The sequence below is a fragment of the Luteolibacter ambystomatis genome, from assembly GCF_018137965.1.
In the GTDB taxonomy this organism is placed as follows: Bacteria; Verrucomicrobiota; Verrucomicrobiia; order Verrucomicrobiales; family Akkermansiaceae; genus Luteolibacter; species Luteolibacter ambystomatis.
In genome coordinates this window covers 2560099-2576647 of sequence record NZ_CP073100.1, presented here as the reverse complement: position 1 = coordinate 2576647, position 16549 = coordinate 2560099, and the positions used below count along the sequence as shown (strand labels likewise).

Genomic DNA, 16549 nt, shown 5'->3' with positions numbered 1-16549 from the left:
TTTTTCAGGCGGCGCTGGATTTCTGTTTCAGACCACAAGCGCAACGGCGGCTGGTTTGCTGCAATGGGAGCGCCGGTGCCGAGGCTCATCCGCCTCCGGTGCCGGCGCTTTCATGCGTTCGCATGAGATGAATGGGGAGGTGGGATGTCTCCACCGGTTCTGACACCGCAGCTCCCGGGTTGCGGGCTGGCTCCATCTCCAATGGCATCGGGAGGGATTTCCGGGAGTCTCTTTGTACGGCATGGGTAGTGGTTGGTGTTCCTATGATTGGAATTCATCAGGTTGCTGGCCGGGCATGAAGGGGAGACATTTTCACCCGTACTGGTGAGTGCGCGGAAAAAGCAAAGCCGCGATGCTGACATCCCACGGTTTCAGTGGAGAAGGCCGACCATTACGGGGCCGCCGCCGATTCCGTGGATCGTGCAACGCAATACCCAATTCCCCGATGAAACCCAAGTCATCCCTCCGGAGTCGTCTCCTGCAAACCACCGCCATCCTGATCCTGTTTTCGGGATTCACCCATGCGGGTGAAATCACCGTCAACTCCGCCGTCACCGACCTGGTGGTGAACACGGGAGACAGTGTCTGGTTCGATTCCACGAACACCAATGCGGCCATCTCCCTCGCCACCATCAACTCGGTGGCCCCCGCCACCGGACCGCTTCCCGGCTGGGCGCACACGCAGAACAGCTTCGTGAAATACAATGGCACGCAGGTGCTGGAGATCCCGAGCGGTGAGAAGGTCGTGGGTGCCGCCAACCTCTCGTCAGCCACCGCCTCTTCCATTTATAACGACAGTCTCGCGGCCACCACGTCCGCCTCGAACCAGTCGATCGGATGGGTCGAGACCACCCGCGACTTCCTCATCAGCAACGGTGCCACGCTGAATGTCGCGAACAGCGGTCTCATGTTCTCCAGTGACAGCCACTATGTGAAGGTGGGCACCGGCAGCGGCTTCGTGACTTCCTCGTCCGGCGCACTCGCCCTCGTGGCCAATGGCGGTGCCGGCGACTACCGGGTGAATGACGTCGTCATCAAGGACTTCAATGGCACCACGCCGCTGAAAGTGATCAAGGCGGGTCCGGACCACCTCTACCTCGGCGCGACCAACACCTATACCGGCGGCACCTGGGTGAACAACGGTCGGCTTCAAGCCAACAACGCCGGCGCTCTCGGAACGGGCACCGCACGGGTGGCGAACACCAATGGCCAGATCTGGCTGACCGGAGGAGGGACTTACGCCAATGCGTTTGAGATCGTGGGGAATGGATGGTCGGAAAGCGTGGGCCAGCTTGGCGCCCTTCGCCTGAACAACGGAGTCACGCTCAGCGGTCCGGTGACTCTCACCGGAGCAGCCCGTGTGGCAGTGAGTCCCAATTCCACCGCGACCATCACCGGTGCCTTGACTGGCACGGCGGCCTTGGAAATGGGTTACGCCCCGTTCGATGTCAGTGGCACGCTCAACCTCAACGGAAATGCTTCGGGCTACACGGGGCTTTTGACGATCAGCCGGGGCCGCTTGAACGTGAACACCACCCTCGGCGGCAGCGTGAATGTAACGGACGCTCGTACGCTTGGCGGAACCGGTACGATCAATGGCAACCTCACTGTCGGAACGACGGCGGGTGCGACGCTGGCTCTGACTCCGGGATCTCCTCTCAAAGTCCTCGGAACGGCGACCCTCAATGGCCCGAACAAGCTGACCATTTCCACGCTGCCGGCCAACGGCACCTATCCCGTGCTCAACTACGGCACGCTGGTCAATCCCTCCAATCTCTCCATCGACAATACGCTCTACCGCAAGACCCTGGCCGTGGACACCTCCGCGCCGGGAGTCATCGCCGTCACGGTTTCGGGCAGCGGCTTGCCGCTGACATGGACCGGCGCGACAAATGGGAACTGGGACCTGAACGCGGGTGCGAACTGGAGCGCGGGAGCGGGAAACATCACGTTCCTCCAGGGCGATGACGTCCTCTTTGATGAAACCGCCACCGCGAAAACCGTGACGATTCTCGGACTCTTGCAGCCGGGTTCCGTCACCTTCAACAACAGCAGCACCTACACGATCAACTGCGCGGCGGGCAATGGCATCACCGGCCCCACCGGCATCACCAAGAACGGCACCGGCACCGTGGTGCTCGGCGGCATCGGCAATGCCTTCACCGGTCCGGTACAGATCAACGCGGGCATCATCAAGCTGAACAACTGGGAACCGCTCGGCTTCACTTCTGGAGTCACGGTGGTGGCCGGGGCGGCCGTGGATTTCAACGGCAACACGCCCAGGACGGCGGGACGCATCGCGGACTACACCATCGAAGGCAATGGAGTGGACGGGCTGGGTGCGTTGACGAATACGGGCGGAGACGTCAACGAGAACTCGGGCGTCCGCAACGTGACCTTGACCGGGGATGCCTCGGTCAACGGGAACACAGGGCGTCTGGACATCGGTTTCGGCAGTGGCACCGGCGGCATCACCACCGGCAACAATCACACCCTCACGCTCAATGCGGGCAGAGGCATCGGCGTGCACGGAAATGCCTCGGGCTCGCCGATCCACTATGTGGTGGCCTCCGGAAGGGTGTGGGCGCAGACCTCCAACAACGCGCTCGGCGGCACCACAGGCACCGTGCTGGTGAAAAGCGGCGCGCGTCTTGGGATGTGGACCGGCCTCACAGTCCCCACGCCGGTGACCATCGAGAACGGTGGTGGCCTGTATGCGGAAGGAGGTGGCAATGGCACCTGGACCGGCCCGATTTCCCTGAGCGGCGCGGTCACCTTCGATGCGGGTCCGAATACCGTGACTGTCACCGGGCCGGTCACCGGCAATGCGTCTCTCACCAAGACCGGCGCGCAGACCGTGACCGTGGCGCAGCCGGGCTACACCGGCGATACCACCGTCACCGCAGGCACCCTGTCGCTGGGGGCGGCCACGCTGGCGGACGGTTCCATCGTGACCATCGGCGGCTCGGCGAAGCTCGGCCTCACCCATGGCCAGGCGGACACGGTGGGCGCACTGTTCATCGGCGGCGTGGCGATGGCACCCGGCACTTATGGTGCCACCGGGTCCGGTGCCACCAACATCGACAATACCCACTTCTCCGGCACCGGCCGTCTGTCGGTCACCACGGTGGCGACCCGCGCCGCCATCATGGAATGGCGTGCGGAGGATTGGGCTGGCACCGGAGTCTGGACCGATGCGATCTCCTCCGAACCCGCGACGATCGGAGCCGGAACGCCGACCGTGGGCAGTGGCACGATCCAGTCCAAACCGGTTTCCACGGTTCAGTTCAATGGCTCTTCGGGCTTCGCCTCGGACTCATCCTCCCTGCTGGGCAACCTGAAGGAGTTCACGGTTACCGCGGTGATCAAGGTGGGTGCGACTCCCGGGACGGGAGCCGGACCCGATGCCAACGCTTACCAATACAACATGATCACCGGCTTTGAATTGGGCGGTGCCAACCAAGGTGAATTCCAGTTCGGATTTTCCAGCGCCAATACACTCAATGGAGCCGTGGCCTGCGGCGGAGACTTTTTTGTGAAAGGCGGGGCGGTGACCGCAGACGAGTGGAAGACGGTGACGATGGTCGTGGACCAGAATCCCTCCGGGACCGATGCGACCAAATACACCATCGAGACCTTCATCAATGGCGTGAGCCAGGGCAAGAGCTCCGCGCTCACCTATGCAACGTCTTCTCCCGGGGACGCCATCCGCAATTCGCCTTTCGGGATCGGCTATAACGTGGTGAACGGTGCCGACCGCCGGTTCTTCAATGGCGAGATCGCCCGCCTCCGCTTTGACAAGATCGCGCTGGCCCCGGCCCAGATCGCGGAGGATGCCGCGAACTTCATGGGCCTGACCGCGGACCCGTATGCCACCTGGACCAACAGCTACCCCGGGCTGGTCAATCCCGCGGACAAGCTGAAGGACGCCGATCCGGATCACGATGGCCTGAACAACCTGCATGAATTCGCCTTCGGTGGCAGCCCGGTGTCCGGGGCGACCAACCTGAGGATCGTGAGCCGCATGGCGATGGTGAACGGCAATCGGATGCTGACCCTCACCGTACCGGTGAGAAGCGGAGCGAACTTCGCGGGCGGGCCAACCGCCACGATCTCCGGAATCACCTACAACATCCAGGCCAGCCTCGACCTGATCGATTGGACCAGCATCCCGGCCGCCGAGGTGCCGGTGGCGGATCGCCAGCCGTTGATGGATGCAGCCGTGCCGGCTCCCGCCGGCTACTCGAACCGTTTCTTCTACATCCCGAACTCGGAAGCGAATCCGATGTTCTTCCTCCGCGCCACGGTCACGGAGGCGCAGTGAGGGGAAATCCGGAACGCCGTGCTCTCGGAAACGTTTTCCTGGGTAGCATGCAATGAACGAAGCGCGGAGCGGTGGCTGCTCATGGGCAGCTGCCGTTCCCACTGCTTCCGAGCTGCGTCCCGATTGCGATCACTCTCCCTGGGTCCATGCAACAGAGACGGGTCGGTTGGATTCCAACCGGCCCGTCATTCCATACTCGTCCGTCCTATCCGATCTTCTCGAACCGGATTCCACTCTCTTTGCGTCGGAACCTCATCTCTTCATGTCTGTGAACTTCAATGCCGCTTGCGTGCGGCTTTTGACCCGGAGCTTTTCGTAGATCTGCTTCAGGTGCCAGTGGACGGTATCCGGCGAGAGGCCCAGTTCTTTGGCGATTTCCTTGTTTGAGTATCCTTTCGTCACCCAGCCCAGCACCTCGGTTTCGCGGCGGGAGAGATCCGGTTCATCCGCCATCCGCTTCTTCGATGAAGACCGGATGGATTCCACCACCTTCGACGCGATGGCGCTGGTCATCGGAACTTCGCCCGGGAGGATCTCTTCAATGGCTTTTTTGATCTTCCGCGGACTGCCGCGTTTCAAGCTGTATCCGGTGGCTCCGGCATTGAAGGCATCGGAGATCTTGTCCTGTTCGTCGAACAGGGTGAGCATCAGGATCCGCAACTCCGGCAGCAGATCCTTCAAGCGCGCCGTGTGCTCGATGCCGGAACGGTCCGGCAAATGGATGTCTATCAAAACGAGATCCGGGGACAGGCTGGAAGCTGCTGCGAGCGCTTCCCCGGCGTTCGCGAAATCTCCCGCGCATTCACAACGTTGCAGCGTGTTGACCAGCTGTGCCAGGCAACTCCTGATGACATGGCTGTCCTCGACAATAGTGATCTTGAATGGCATGACCAGGGAAAGGATGGGTCGTCCGATCATGCCACCGGGGTTGGAAAGGGTCACTCGCCTGAAAGGGTGATTTTTCTCCGTGGGAACGCTCCCTCATCCACGAACGATCCTCCGCTCCCCGGATGTGCCGGCGGGGCATCCCTGCCTCCTGCTTACTCCTGCATGCCTTGGAATTTCAGCGCCGCGGCCGTGCGGCCTTTCACGTGGAGCTTGTGGTAGATCTGCTTCAGATGCGAGTGGACCGTATCGGGTGAGATGCCGAGTTCGTCGGCGATCTCCTTGTTCGCGGAGCCCTTGGCGAGGCATTGCAGGATCTCCTTCTCGCGCCGGGAGAGTTCCGGGTCACCCGGATTTTTCTTCGGCGTGCGCCGGAACGATTCCACCACCTTCAGAGCGATGGCGCTGGTCATCGGCGCTCCGCCCCGGAGGACTTCCTCGATCGCACCCTGGATTTCGAGCGGGCTGCTGCGCTTCAGGAGATAGCCGCTGGCTCCGGCCTTGAAGGCTTCGAAGATCTTGTCGTCATCCTCGTACATCGTCAGCATCAGCACCCGCAGATCCGGCAGCATCTCCCTCAGGCGGGCGGTGCATTCGATGCCGGAGAGGTTCGGCAGGTGGATGTCCATCATCGCCAGATCCGGCTTGAGATGCACGGCCAGCTTCAGAGCTTCCTCCGCGGTGATGAAGCTCCCCACGCATTCGCAGCCGGACATCGTGTGGATCAATTCTTCGAGGCAGCCCCGGACAACGTGGTTGTCTTCGACAATGATGATTCGGAAGGACATGAGAATGAAAACAAAGGATTAGGCCGCGATCATACCAGCCGGAGCCGGACAATCCTATCCCCCGAAATGGTTGATTTTCATTTCTGAAGCGGCAGTGGCGAACGAAGGACGGCGAGGGTGCCCTGGCCGGGCGTGCTGGTGATTTCAAAGCTGCCGTGGATTTCATTCATCCGGCGTTCGAGATTGGTCAGCCCGTTCCGATCCGCGGGGCATTCCGAGCGGCGGAAGCCGCGGCCGTTGTCCCGCACGGAAATGACCAGCTCGTCCTGCTCCCGGTGAATGGACAGCATGCACTCGGTGGCTCCGGAGTGCTTCATCACGTTGTGGATGATTTCGTTCACCGCCATCAGCAGGTGATGCCGGAGTTGCGAATCGAAGGTCACCTCCGGGAGGTCCTCGGATACGTCCAGGCGGCAGCGGATGCCTGCGGTCCGGAGGCTCTCCTGGCTGCGTGAGCAGAGATAGCGTGCCACCGATGAAAGGTTGTCGTGCGTGGGGTTTACGGTCCACACGATCTCGTCCAGGGACTTCGCCATCCGCTGCGCACGGGTCACGATGTGCTGGAGATTGTCCCGCACGGGATGGTCGGTGTAGGTGACGGCGGAGAAGGTTCCGATGAAATTGATCTCGCTGAGGGTGGCTCCGAGATCATCGTGCAGGTCGCTGGCGATGCGTCTGCGTTCGCGTTCCAGGCGGGTCTCCTCCTCCAGTCTCGCCATCCTCCGCTTCATCCGGCGCTCCGTCCATGTCCGCATGCCGATGCCCAGTGCGATGAATCCCGCCGCCGTGGCAATGACGCGGAATCCCACCGTCTGCCAGAAAAACGGCTGGACTACCACGGTCATCACCGTGGGGGTCGCGGGCCATCCGCTGCCGGAGGTGGCGGCCATCACCTCGAAGCGGTATTCGCCCGGCGGCGGCATCGCGTAGCCGGCGGTGCGTTCGCTTCCCGCCTCCCGCCACTCCGTCTCCAATCCGCTCATGCGGTAGCGGAAGCGCAATTTCTCCGGGTGGATGAAATACGGCGCGGTGAAGTGGATCAGCAGCGTGCCCGCGCCCGCGGGCTGCACGAGCCGGTCGCGTGTCGTGGCGGTCTCGAATTGCCAAAGCCTGCCACGGTTGTTCGCGGCGCTCTCGATGTGAACCACTGGCGCGGCCGGCTCCATCAATTCCACCGCAGGGTCCACATGGATCGCACCACCTGACAACGAAAACCACAGCGAGCCATCCGGCGCTTTGAGGGACAGGGTGCCATGACCCGTGGTGAACTGTCCTGGTGGCAGGCCATCCGCATGGCTGAAGCTCACCCCATGCAAGGGTGGGCCCCCGAGGCCCGGCGAATTCTCCAGCTCCGCCAGCTCGAGCCGCTGCAAGCCACCTTCCGTCGCCAGCCAGAGATAACCCCGGTCATCCGCCTCGATCTGGCAGATCGCGTCATTGACCAGGCCTTCCTTTCCGGTCCAGCGTTTCGCACGGCCATCCCGCCACTGGATCAATCCCTGTCCGAGCGTGCCGATCCACACGCCGCGGCCCGCGCTTTCCGTCAGTACCGCCGCATTCATGTAAGCGACGCCCGTCTCAGGCCGCATGTCCCGCCAGCCTTCTTTCCCGGAAAGCCACACGCCCTCCCTGCCCGCCGCGGCCCACAGGTTCCCGTGCGAGTCTTCCAGCGTGTCGTAGATGTTCCAAACGTACGGTTTTTCTAGTAGCACGCGGCACGATCCTCCCTCCAGCCTGCGCAGCCCGTAGCCGCTCATCCCCAGCAGCAGCCCGCCATCGCGCGAGGCGTGGAGAGAGAGAAACTGCGTGTAGGGAGCGCCTTCCGGGAACATGGACGCCACCTGCGAGGCCCGGCCATCCTTCACCCGGAACAGGGGATCGCGGTAGGCTCCCACCCACAACGCTCCCTCCTTGTCATAAGCCATCGACCACACCGGAACGCGCTCCGGCAGTCCGGTGCCCCGCAGGTCCGGCACGAAACGCGCTCCCTCCTTGCGCACCACGCCCGAGCCGTTCGTGCCGATCCGCAGCACTCCGTCCGGCCCGCTCACGATGGCGGTGGTCACGGCACGCCCGAGTCCCTCGGCATGGCCGTAGCTGTCGAACATCCGGCGGCGCAGTTGGTTCAGTCCGCCGCCGTTCGTGCCCACCCACAGGCTTCCCTGGCGGTCGATGAAAAGGCAGCGGGTGTCATTGACCGAGATGGTGGCCGGCGTGTCGAGGCGGTCCGTCGCTTTTCCATCCAGATAGACCAGACCCGCATTGCGCGTGGCCAGCCACAGCGTGCCATCCGCCGTGGTCATGCAGGTATGGATCGCATCCTCCGTGCTGCCGGGAATGAGCGGACACAGGTCCGTCCAGCCGTCCGCATCCCGTCTCACGATCATGCCATTCCCGCACACCACCAGCCGTCCCTCGCGATCACGGGTCAGTCCTTCCAGATCGTCGGTCCACGGGCCGCGAAGTTCCTGCGGCTCTCCATCACGGGTGCAGTGGTAAACGTTGCTGCGGCCGAGGATCCACATGCCCCCCGCATCATCCGGCAGCAGCGCGTGAAGATTCGGATTGGAGCCCGGCACGTCCATGTGGGTGGCGCGATCGCCGGAGATCTTCCAGATTTGATCATCGCAGGCGGCCCAGATCGTGCCATCGGATGCTTCGCGCAGGTAGGCGTTCCCCTTCGGGCCGTCCGGCAGCTTCTTCCACGTGCCGTTCTCCCGCCATGCGATCCCGGCGATGGTGCCGACCCACAGGCGCCCCCTGCTGTCCGCGAACACGCAGACAACGTGATTGCTGGGAAGTCCATCGCGCGTGGTGAAGTTCTCGAACTTCATGCCATCGAAGCGGTCGATTCCATTGAAGGTGGCGGCCCAGATGTATCCCTGCGCGTCCTGGCAAATGGAGTTCACTCCGTTGTTGGACAGCCCCTCGCTCATCTGCCAGACGCGGTTCAGATACGTCCGCCCTTCATCGCCCGGGCCCGGCAACATCAGTCCCGCCATCGCCAGCAGGACGCGGGAAAGAAAGGCAGGGGCACCATGCGGGATCATTCCAATTTCATTGTCGCATTTGCTGCCTGCATCGGGCAATCCCGCAGATTCACCCATTCTGGTGATAGGCAGGCTCCGGCTTGCGGGATACAAAGCGCGCTTGATGCCAGTTCGGTTGCTTCCCCCCATCAAACCCATGCAGATGGTCCCGGGCCGCATATGGTGCATCCACGCAGTTCCGTTGGAGGATTTGGTATTGAGCGGCCTTCCTGGGAACAAGTAGCGGTCAATAGTGTGGCAGCTATCCCGTGAAAAAGGGGCTGCCCGGGAGTTTCCCGGGCGGCCCCGGCGTGTTCGGATGGGGTTGTGGCCGACGCCGAGCGCCGGTTTTGACACGGGAGCCTCCGCGGCTATCATCCGCGCCTCCACTCCCATGAGCGAAGCCACACTCGAAAAGCACGTCTTCCAGGCGGAAATCAAGCAACTGCTCGATCTCGTCGTCCACTCCCTCTACACCGACCGCGAGATCTTCCTGCGCGAGTTGATCTCGAACGCGTCCGACTCGATGGAGAAGCTGCGGCATCTCCAGGGCATCGAGAAGGACATCCAGGACGCGGAGCTGCCGCTGGAGATCACCATCACCGCGGATGCGGAAGGAAAGACCCTCACCATCGAGGACCGCGGCATTGGCATGACCCGGGAGGAGCTGGTGGAGAACCTCGGCACCATCGCCCACTCCGGCACCAAGGCCTTCCTCCAGGCGATGAAGGACAGCGGCGGCTCTCCGGGCAACATGATCGGCCAGTTCGGCGTGGGCTTCTACTCCGCCTTCATGGTGGCGGATGAGGTGAAGGTTTACACCCGGAGCTGGCGCAAGGGCGGCGAGGGCCTCGTCTGGACCAGCGATGGCGCCAGCGGCTACACCATCGAGGACGCGCCGGAGCAGACGCGCGGCGTGAAGATCGTGCTGCACCTGAAGGAAGGGCAGACCGGGTATGCGGAGCAGAGCCGTATCAAGCACCTCATCGAGACCTACAGCAATTTCGTCGGCTTCCCGATCCTGCTCGGAGGCGAGCGCGTCAACCACGTCGAGGCGCTGTGGCTCAAGAACAAGGCGGACATCACCGAGGACGAATACAAGGCCTTCTACCAGTTCACCGCGAAAGCCTTCGACGAACCCGCCTACCGCCTGCACTTCAGCGCGGACGCGCCCATCGTCATCAACGCGCTGCTCTTCATCCCATCGGAAAATCCCGAGCGCTGGGGCATGAGCAAGATGGAGCCCGCCGTGGCGCTGTATTGCCGCAAGGTGCTCATTGATTCCGCACCGAAGGGATTGCTGCCGGAGTGGATGCGCTTCGTGAAGGGCGTGATCGACAGCGCGGACATCCCGCTGAACATCTCGCGCGAGACGATGCAGGACAGCGCGCTCGTCAAGAAACTCGGCAGCGTGATCAGCAAGCGCGTGATCAAGATGTTCGAGAAGGAAGCCGCCGCCGATCCGGAGAAATACAACGCCTTCTACAAGAAGTTCGAGCGCTTCTTCAAGGAAGGCGTCGCCACCGACCACGCGAACAAGGACGCGCTCGCCAAGCTGCTGCGCTTCGAGTCTTCCATGACCGAGGATGGCAAGCTCTCCAGCTTCAGCGACTATCTCACCCGCGCGAAGGACGGCCAGGACAAGATCTATTACCTCATCGGCCCGAACCGCGAGCAGCTTGAGAGCAGCCCCTATCTGGAGGCCTTCAAGGCGCGCGGTCTGGAGGTCGTGTACTTCACCGATGCCATTGATGAATACGTGCTCGAAACCCTCGGCGAGGTCGAGGGCAAGCAGCTCGTCGCCATCAGCAGCGCGGGCGTGGAGCTGGAGGATTCCAGCCACGATGGCGAATCGCTCGGCACCGCGGAGACCGAGGCGCTCTGCACCTTCCTCAAGGATGAATTCGGCGACCGCGTCACCACCGTGTCCGCGGGCAAGCGCCTGGTGGACAGCCCGATCATCGCGCTCGTCCCGCAGGATGGCATGACGCCGCAGATGCGCCGCATGATGAAGGCGATGGACGAAAACTTCCAGGACGAGGTGAAGGTGGAGATCGAGATCAATCCCCGCCACGCACTCATCCGGAAGCTGGCCGCCGCGAAGGAAGGCAATCCGGACGTCGCCCGCCTCGTCGCGCTCCAGCTTCTCGACAACGCGCTCATTTCCGCGGGGCTGCTCGAGGATGCGCGCGATACCATCAGCCGCATGAACACGCTGATGGAAAAAGCGATCGGCTGAGGTTCTCCGGCACGGGTGCCGATCTTCACCGCCGTTTCAAATGCCCTGCGGGATTCTTCCCGCAGGGCTTTTTTGTGATAGGCTTGTAACCTTCCGGGGCGGTCTCCACGGACACCTATCGACGGTTTCCCTCCAACTCCTCCTGTCGATGAAAAACAATCTTATCCATGGCTGCCTTGTTGTGCTCTCCAGCGCCTGTACCTTTGGCGCTCCTGCGGATGCGCCGCAAACGGCGTCCTTCGTGTCCAATGGTGTGAAGATCGCCTACGCCACGCGCGGGCAAGGGCCGCCGGTCGTGCTCATCCACGGCTGGACGGTCGACTACGCGACCAACTGGGAAAGGCCCGGCGTCAGTACGAAACTGGCGGAACGCTTCCGTGTGATCGAGCTGGACGTGCGCGGCCACGGCGGCTCGGACAAGCCGAAGGAAGAGAACCTCTACGGCAAGGAAGTGGTCGAGGATGTCACCCGGCTGCTCGATCATCTCAAGATCCGCAAGGCGCACATCGTCGGCTACTCGATGGGCGGCACCATCGGGCTGAACTTCACCTTCCAGCACCCCGACCGCGTCCTCTCGCTGGTGATCGGCGGCATGGGTTGGCAGAACCCGGACGAAAAGCTCCAGGGGTTGATGGATCAGCTCGGCAAGCTCGACAAGAACGCCGAGCCCACGGCGCTGTGCGGACGCAGCATGTCAAAGCTGTGGCTCACGCAGGACCAGCTCAAGTCGATGAAGACTCCCGTGAGTGTCGTGGTGGGCGACCGCGATCCCATCCGCTTCCTGTATGTGAGGCCGCTGGAGGCCGCACGACCGGATTGGCCGGTCACGGTCATCAAGGATTCCGATCACATCAGTTGCGTCACCAATGCGGAATTCCCGGAGGTGCTGGTGAAGGCGCTGTCGGTGGAGCGGTGAGCGTCCCTGTTCCGTCCGCGTCATTTTCACCTGTTCTGGTAGGTGCGCGAGGAATCGGTTTCTGAGATCTTCCGCTCCACTAGTCCCACGCCACAGCTTTCCTGGGTGAACACGCAATAACGAGCACGGGCCGGTTGGTTTTCCAACCGGCCCGTATGATTTCCGGGGGGCGGGCCCGATGTCGTATGTCCCGTGTTCATCGTTCGGTGTCCGTGTCATGACGGTTTCTCATTTCCACCCATTCGGGTGGGTGCGCACCGGAGCGGGGGATTGCAAGGTATTACCACACGGAACCTCCGCTTGGATGCCGTGAGTCCATTGCAAAGCCACTCCCCAAACCCATCCGATGAAACCCAAAGCTTCTCTCCGGACCCGCCTTCTGCAAACCGCAGCCACCCTGGCCCTGCTGCCGGGATTGAGCCACGCCGTTGAAACTTTTATCAACGGCACCACCGCCAACGTCAATGTGAATGCCGGTGACAGCATCGGCTTCGACTTCTTCTCGAATACCGCGATCACGCTGGGCACGATCAATGGTTCCACTCCCGCCACCGGGCCGCTGCCGGGCTGGGCCCATACCCAGTGGGGCTTCCTGAAATACGATGGCACGCAGGTGGTTCCGGTTTCGAATGCCGAGAAGGCCATCGGCCCCGGCACCCTCGCCACCGCCACGGCCCCCACGACTTACTTCGACGGCTTTTCCGACTCCACCGTGGCCACCAGCCAGTCGATCGGAAATCTGGAAACCACCCGCGATTTCCTCATCAGCAACGGTGCCACCGTGGATATCGCGCTCGGCGGCCTGATGTTTCACAACCAAAGCCACTGGCTGAAGGTCGGCAGCGGCAGCGGCTTCGTAACCTCGTCCTCCGGCACCCTCGCCATCGTGGCGAACGGGGGAGGAGACAACTACCAGGTCAATGAAGCGGTCATCAAGGACTACAACGGTTCCACGCCGCTCAAGCTCATCAAGACCGGGGGCGACCACTTCGCGATCAATTCCGCCAACACCTACACCGGCGGCACCTGGGTCAACAACGGCCGTCTGAGGCTGGATAACACCAACTCGCTGGGCACCGGCATGGCGCGGGCGGTCGGCACCAATTCGCAGCTCTGGTTCAATGCCAACGGCACCTTCGCGAATGCGATCCAGATCGAGGGCAATGGTTGGTCGGAAGGCGTGGGCCAGCTCGGGGCGATCCGCTTCAGCGATGGGGTGGTGCTCGGCGGGCCGGTGGCGCTCACGGGAGCGGCCCGCGTGGTGGTGAATGGCGGTTCCACCGCCACCATCAGCGGCGCCCTGAGCGGCACCGCCGCGCTGGAGTTGGGAACCAGCACCTACGATGCGTCCGGCACCCTCAATCTCAATGGAAGCTCCCCCGGCTACACCGGCGCGTTCACCCTGACCCGCGGCCGGGCGAACCTCAACGGGACCCTGGGCGGCAGCGTCATCGTCAATGACGGGCTCACCCTCGGCGGCACCGGCACGATCAACGGCAATCTCACGGTGGGCACCACCGCCGGGGCCAAGCTGGCCCTCACTCCGGGCTCCCCGCTCACGGTGCTGGGAACGGTGACCTTCGAGGGGCCGAACAAGCTCACGCTTCCCTCGCTGCCCGCGAACGGCACCTGGCCGGTCATGAATCACGGCGGGCTGGCGGGAGCGGGCGGCTTCACGATCGACAGCAGCCTCTACCGCAAGACCGTGGCGCTGGATACCTCCACCCCCGGCGTCATCAATCTCACCGTGTCCGGCAGCAACCTGCCGCTGGTCTGGACCGGCGCGGCGAATACCACCTGGGATGTGAATGGCAGCACGAACTGGACCGCGGGCTCGGGCAACATTCCCTTCCTGCTGGGGGATGACGTCCTGTTCGACGATACATCTACGGTGAATACCGTAGATCTGAACGCCGTGGTCCAGCCGACCTCCGTCACCTTCAACACCGCGAACACGTACACGCTGAATGCCGGCAATGGCAATGGCATCACCGGTCCCACGGGCCTCACCAAGAACGGCACCGGCACGCTGGTGCTCGGCGGCACCGGCAGCAGCTATACCGGACCGGTTCTGCTGAATGCGGGCACCATCAAGCTGAACAACTGGGAGCCGCTTGGCTTCACCTCCGGAGTGACGGTGGCCGCGGGAGCGACGCTGGATTTCGCCGGCAATGCACCCGCGTGGTCCGGCCGCGTGACGGACTACACCGTGGCGGGGGATGGCGTGGACGGCTTCGGCGCGCTGGCCAACAGCGGCGGCGATATTTATGAAGGCTCCGGCATCCGGAACTTCACCTTGTCCGCGGATGCCTCGCTGGGGGCGAAGGGTGGCCGCTTCGATCTCTGCCGGACCAACAACAGCGTGGGCATCATCACCGGCAACGGCCATACCCTCACGCTCAATGCCGACAAGGGCATGGGCATCCGCGGGGATGCCTCCGGTTCACCCATCCACTACGTGGTGGCCGCGGGCCGTGTCTGGGTCGAGAATTCCGACAAGGCCCTCGGCGGCACCACCGGAGACGTGCGGGTGAAAAGCGGCGCACGCGTCGGCACCTATGGCACACGGACCATCGCCACTCCGGTGATCCTCGAATCCGGCGGCGCCCTGTATGTGGAGGGCGGCGATACCGGCACCTGGACGGGAGCGGTTTCCGTGACGGATGCCTTCACGCTGGATGCAGGCCCGAACGTGCTGGCCCTGACCGGGACGGTGACAGGTGCCGCCGCATTGACGAAGACCGGCGGCAACACCGCCATCGTGGCCCATCCTTCCTATACGGGAAATACCACGATCAGCGCGGGCACGCTCTCCCTGGGAGCGGCCACGCTGGATGACAGCTCCACGGTCAACATCGCCGATGGCGCGAAGCTGGCGCTGACCCACGGCCAGGCGGACATCGTGGGCGCACTGTTCATCAACGGTGTCGCCATGGCCTCCGGCACCTATGGGGCCACCGGTTCCGGTGCCGGCATCATCGATGACGCGCACTTCTCCGGCAGCGGCCGTCTCACGGTGGCCGGTCCCGGCAGCTATACCGCCTGGGCCGTGAGCCATGGGGTGGGGGAGGCGAATGCGGATGACGATCACGATGGCATCCGGAACGGCATCGAGTTCCTCATCGGCGGAAATCCCGCGGCCTCCGGCGATGGCGCTCTCCTGCCGGTGGTGATGTATCCGCCGGGCAGCGTGCAGTTCATCTATTTCCGGGACGGCCAGGCTGCGAACTACCCTTCCGTCGTCCAATACAGCTCGGATCTGAGCGTTTGGACGGACGCGGTGGATGGGGTGGATGGGGTGTCCATTGTCTCCGATCCCAGCGGGGTCGTGACGGTGACGGTGCCGCGGGCTCTGGCCGTATCCTCCCGTCTTTTCCTGCGCCTGAAGCTGCCGGTCTTGTGACGAGCCACGCGTGAGCGTGGGACGGTTTTTCCTGGGTCCACTGCAATAGAGGCGGACCGGCTGGCATTCCGGCCGGTCCGTCTGCGCGCCTCACCAAAGCAAGATTTCCTGGATAATGATGCAATGAATGAAATACGGGCCGGTTGGGTCTCCAGCCGGCCCGTCATCGTGTCTTAAAGGTAGGGATGCCTCGCCGAGGCTCGTTGACCCGGGGCTATGGTCCGTGATCCCTGCGGGATCAGAGAGCCATGCTTGGCCCCCTGTCACCTACCCCTTCATCCCCATGTACTTCAGCGCGGCTTCGGTGCGGCCCTTCACATGGAGCTTGTCGTAGATCTGCTTGAGGTGCCAGTGGACCGTATCGGGGGAGATGCTGAGTTCTTCGGCGATCTCCTTGTTGGAGTATCCTTTGGTCAGGCAACCCAGCACCTCGGTCTCGCGGCGGGAGAGCTCCGGCGCGTCCGCGTCCTTCGCCTGCGTGGGTCGGAAGGATTCCACCACCTTCAGCGCGATCGCGCTCGTCATCGGTGCGCCGCCGCGGAGGATCTCCTCGATCGCGCCTTTGATCTCCCGCGGGCTGCTGCGCTTCAGAAGGTAGCCGCTGGCTCCGGCCTTGAAGGCTTCGAAGATCTTCTCCTCATCCTCATACATCGTGAGCATCAGGATGCGCAGGTCCGGCAGCGATTGCTTCAGGCGGGACGCGCATTCGATGCCCGAGAGGTTCGGCAGATGGATGTCCATCATCGCCAGATCCGGCTTGAGATGCACGGCCAGCTTCAGGGCTTCCTCCGCGCTGGCGAAGGCCCCCACGCACTCGCAGCCGGGCAGGGTATTGGCCAATTCCTCAAGGCAGCCCCGGACGACGTGGTTGTCTTCGACGATGATGATCCTGGACGACATGAGCGGAATGAAAAAGAAAGGTGACGGCGGAAGTCTGCCACCGGACGCCGGATCGGCAAACCACC

The 16549-nt window shown here is 63.1% G+C and carries 8 protein-coding genes; 4 read left to right on the top strand and 4 right to left on the bottom strand.

The features are described from left to right. Positions 1-445: 445 nt before the first annotated feature. Positions 446-4324, top strand: a complete 3879-nt coding sequence (locus KBB96_RS09810) for an autotransporter-associated beta strand repeat-containing protein (RefSeq protein ID WP_211634520.1) — start codon at positions 446-448, stop codon at positions 4322-4324. Positions 4325-4576: 252 nt separating this feature from the next. Here KBB96_RS09810 and KBB96_RS09805 read toward each other — a convergent pair whose 3' ends face one another. From KBB96_RS09805 to KBB96_RS09795, 3 genes are all read right to left on the bottom strand, one after another. Beyond that, entirely contained in the window at positions 4577-5212 is a 636-nt protein-coding gene (locus KBB96_RS09805; protein ID WP_211634519.1) for a LuxR C-terminal-related transcriptional regulator, read from the bottom strand. Between the two features lie 152 nt (positions 5213-5364). Then, positions 5365-5997 carry a response regulator gene (locus KBB96_RS09800; protein ID WP_211634518.1) on the bottom strand — a complete coding sequence of 211 codons (633 nt, stop codon included), beginning with the start codon at positions 5995-5997 and terminating at the stop codon, positions 5365-5367. Positions 5998-6074: 77 nt separating this feature from the next. After that, entirely contained in the window at positions 6075-9047 is a 2973-nt protein-coding gene (locus tag KBB96_RS09795) for a sensor histidine kinase (protein ID WP_211634517.1), read from the bottom strand. Positions 9048-9420: 373 nt separating this feature from the next. Here KBB96_RS09795 and htpG point away from each other — a divergent pair, with 373 nt between their 5' ends. From htpG to KBB96_RS09780, 3 genes are all read left to right on the top strand, one after another. Then, the gene (gene htpG, locus KBB96_RS09790; protein ID WP_211634516.1) at positions 9421-11265 is read left to right on the top strand and encodes a molecular chaperone HtpG; all 1845 of its coding nucleotides are present in this window, start codon (positions 9421-9423) and stop codon (positions 11263-11265) included. Between the two features lie 148 nt (positions 11266-11413). Further along, a complete protein-coding gene (locus tag KBB96_RS09785; protein ID WP_211634515.1) occupies positions 11414-12181 on the top strand; it encodes an alpha/beta fold hydrolase in 768 nt (255 codons plus the stop codon). A gap of 346 nt (positions 12182-12527) precedes the next feature. Beyond that, entirely contained in the window at positions 12528-15584 is a 3057-nt protein-coding gene (locus tag KBB96_RS09780; RefSeq protein ID WP_211634514.1) for a beta strand repeat-containing protein, read from the top strand. A 267-nt stretch (positions 15585-15851) separates the two neighbouring features. Here KBB96_RS09780 and KBB96_RS09775 read toward each other — a convergent pair whose 3' ends face one another. Next, positions 15852-16484 (bottom strand): response regulator, encoded by a 633-nt coding sequence (locus KBB96_RS09775; RefSeq protein ID WP_211634513.1) that lies wholly within the window; start codon positions 16482-16484, stop codon positions 15852-15854. Positions 16485-16549: the final 65 nt, after the last annotated feature.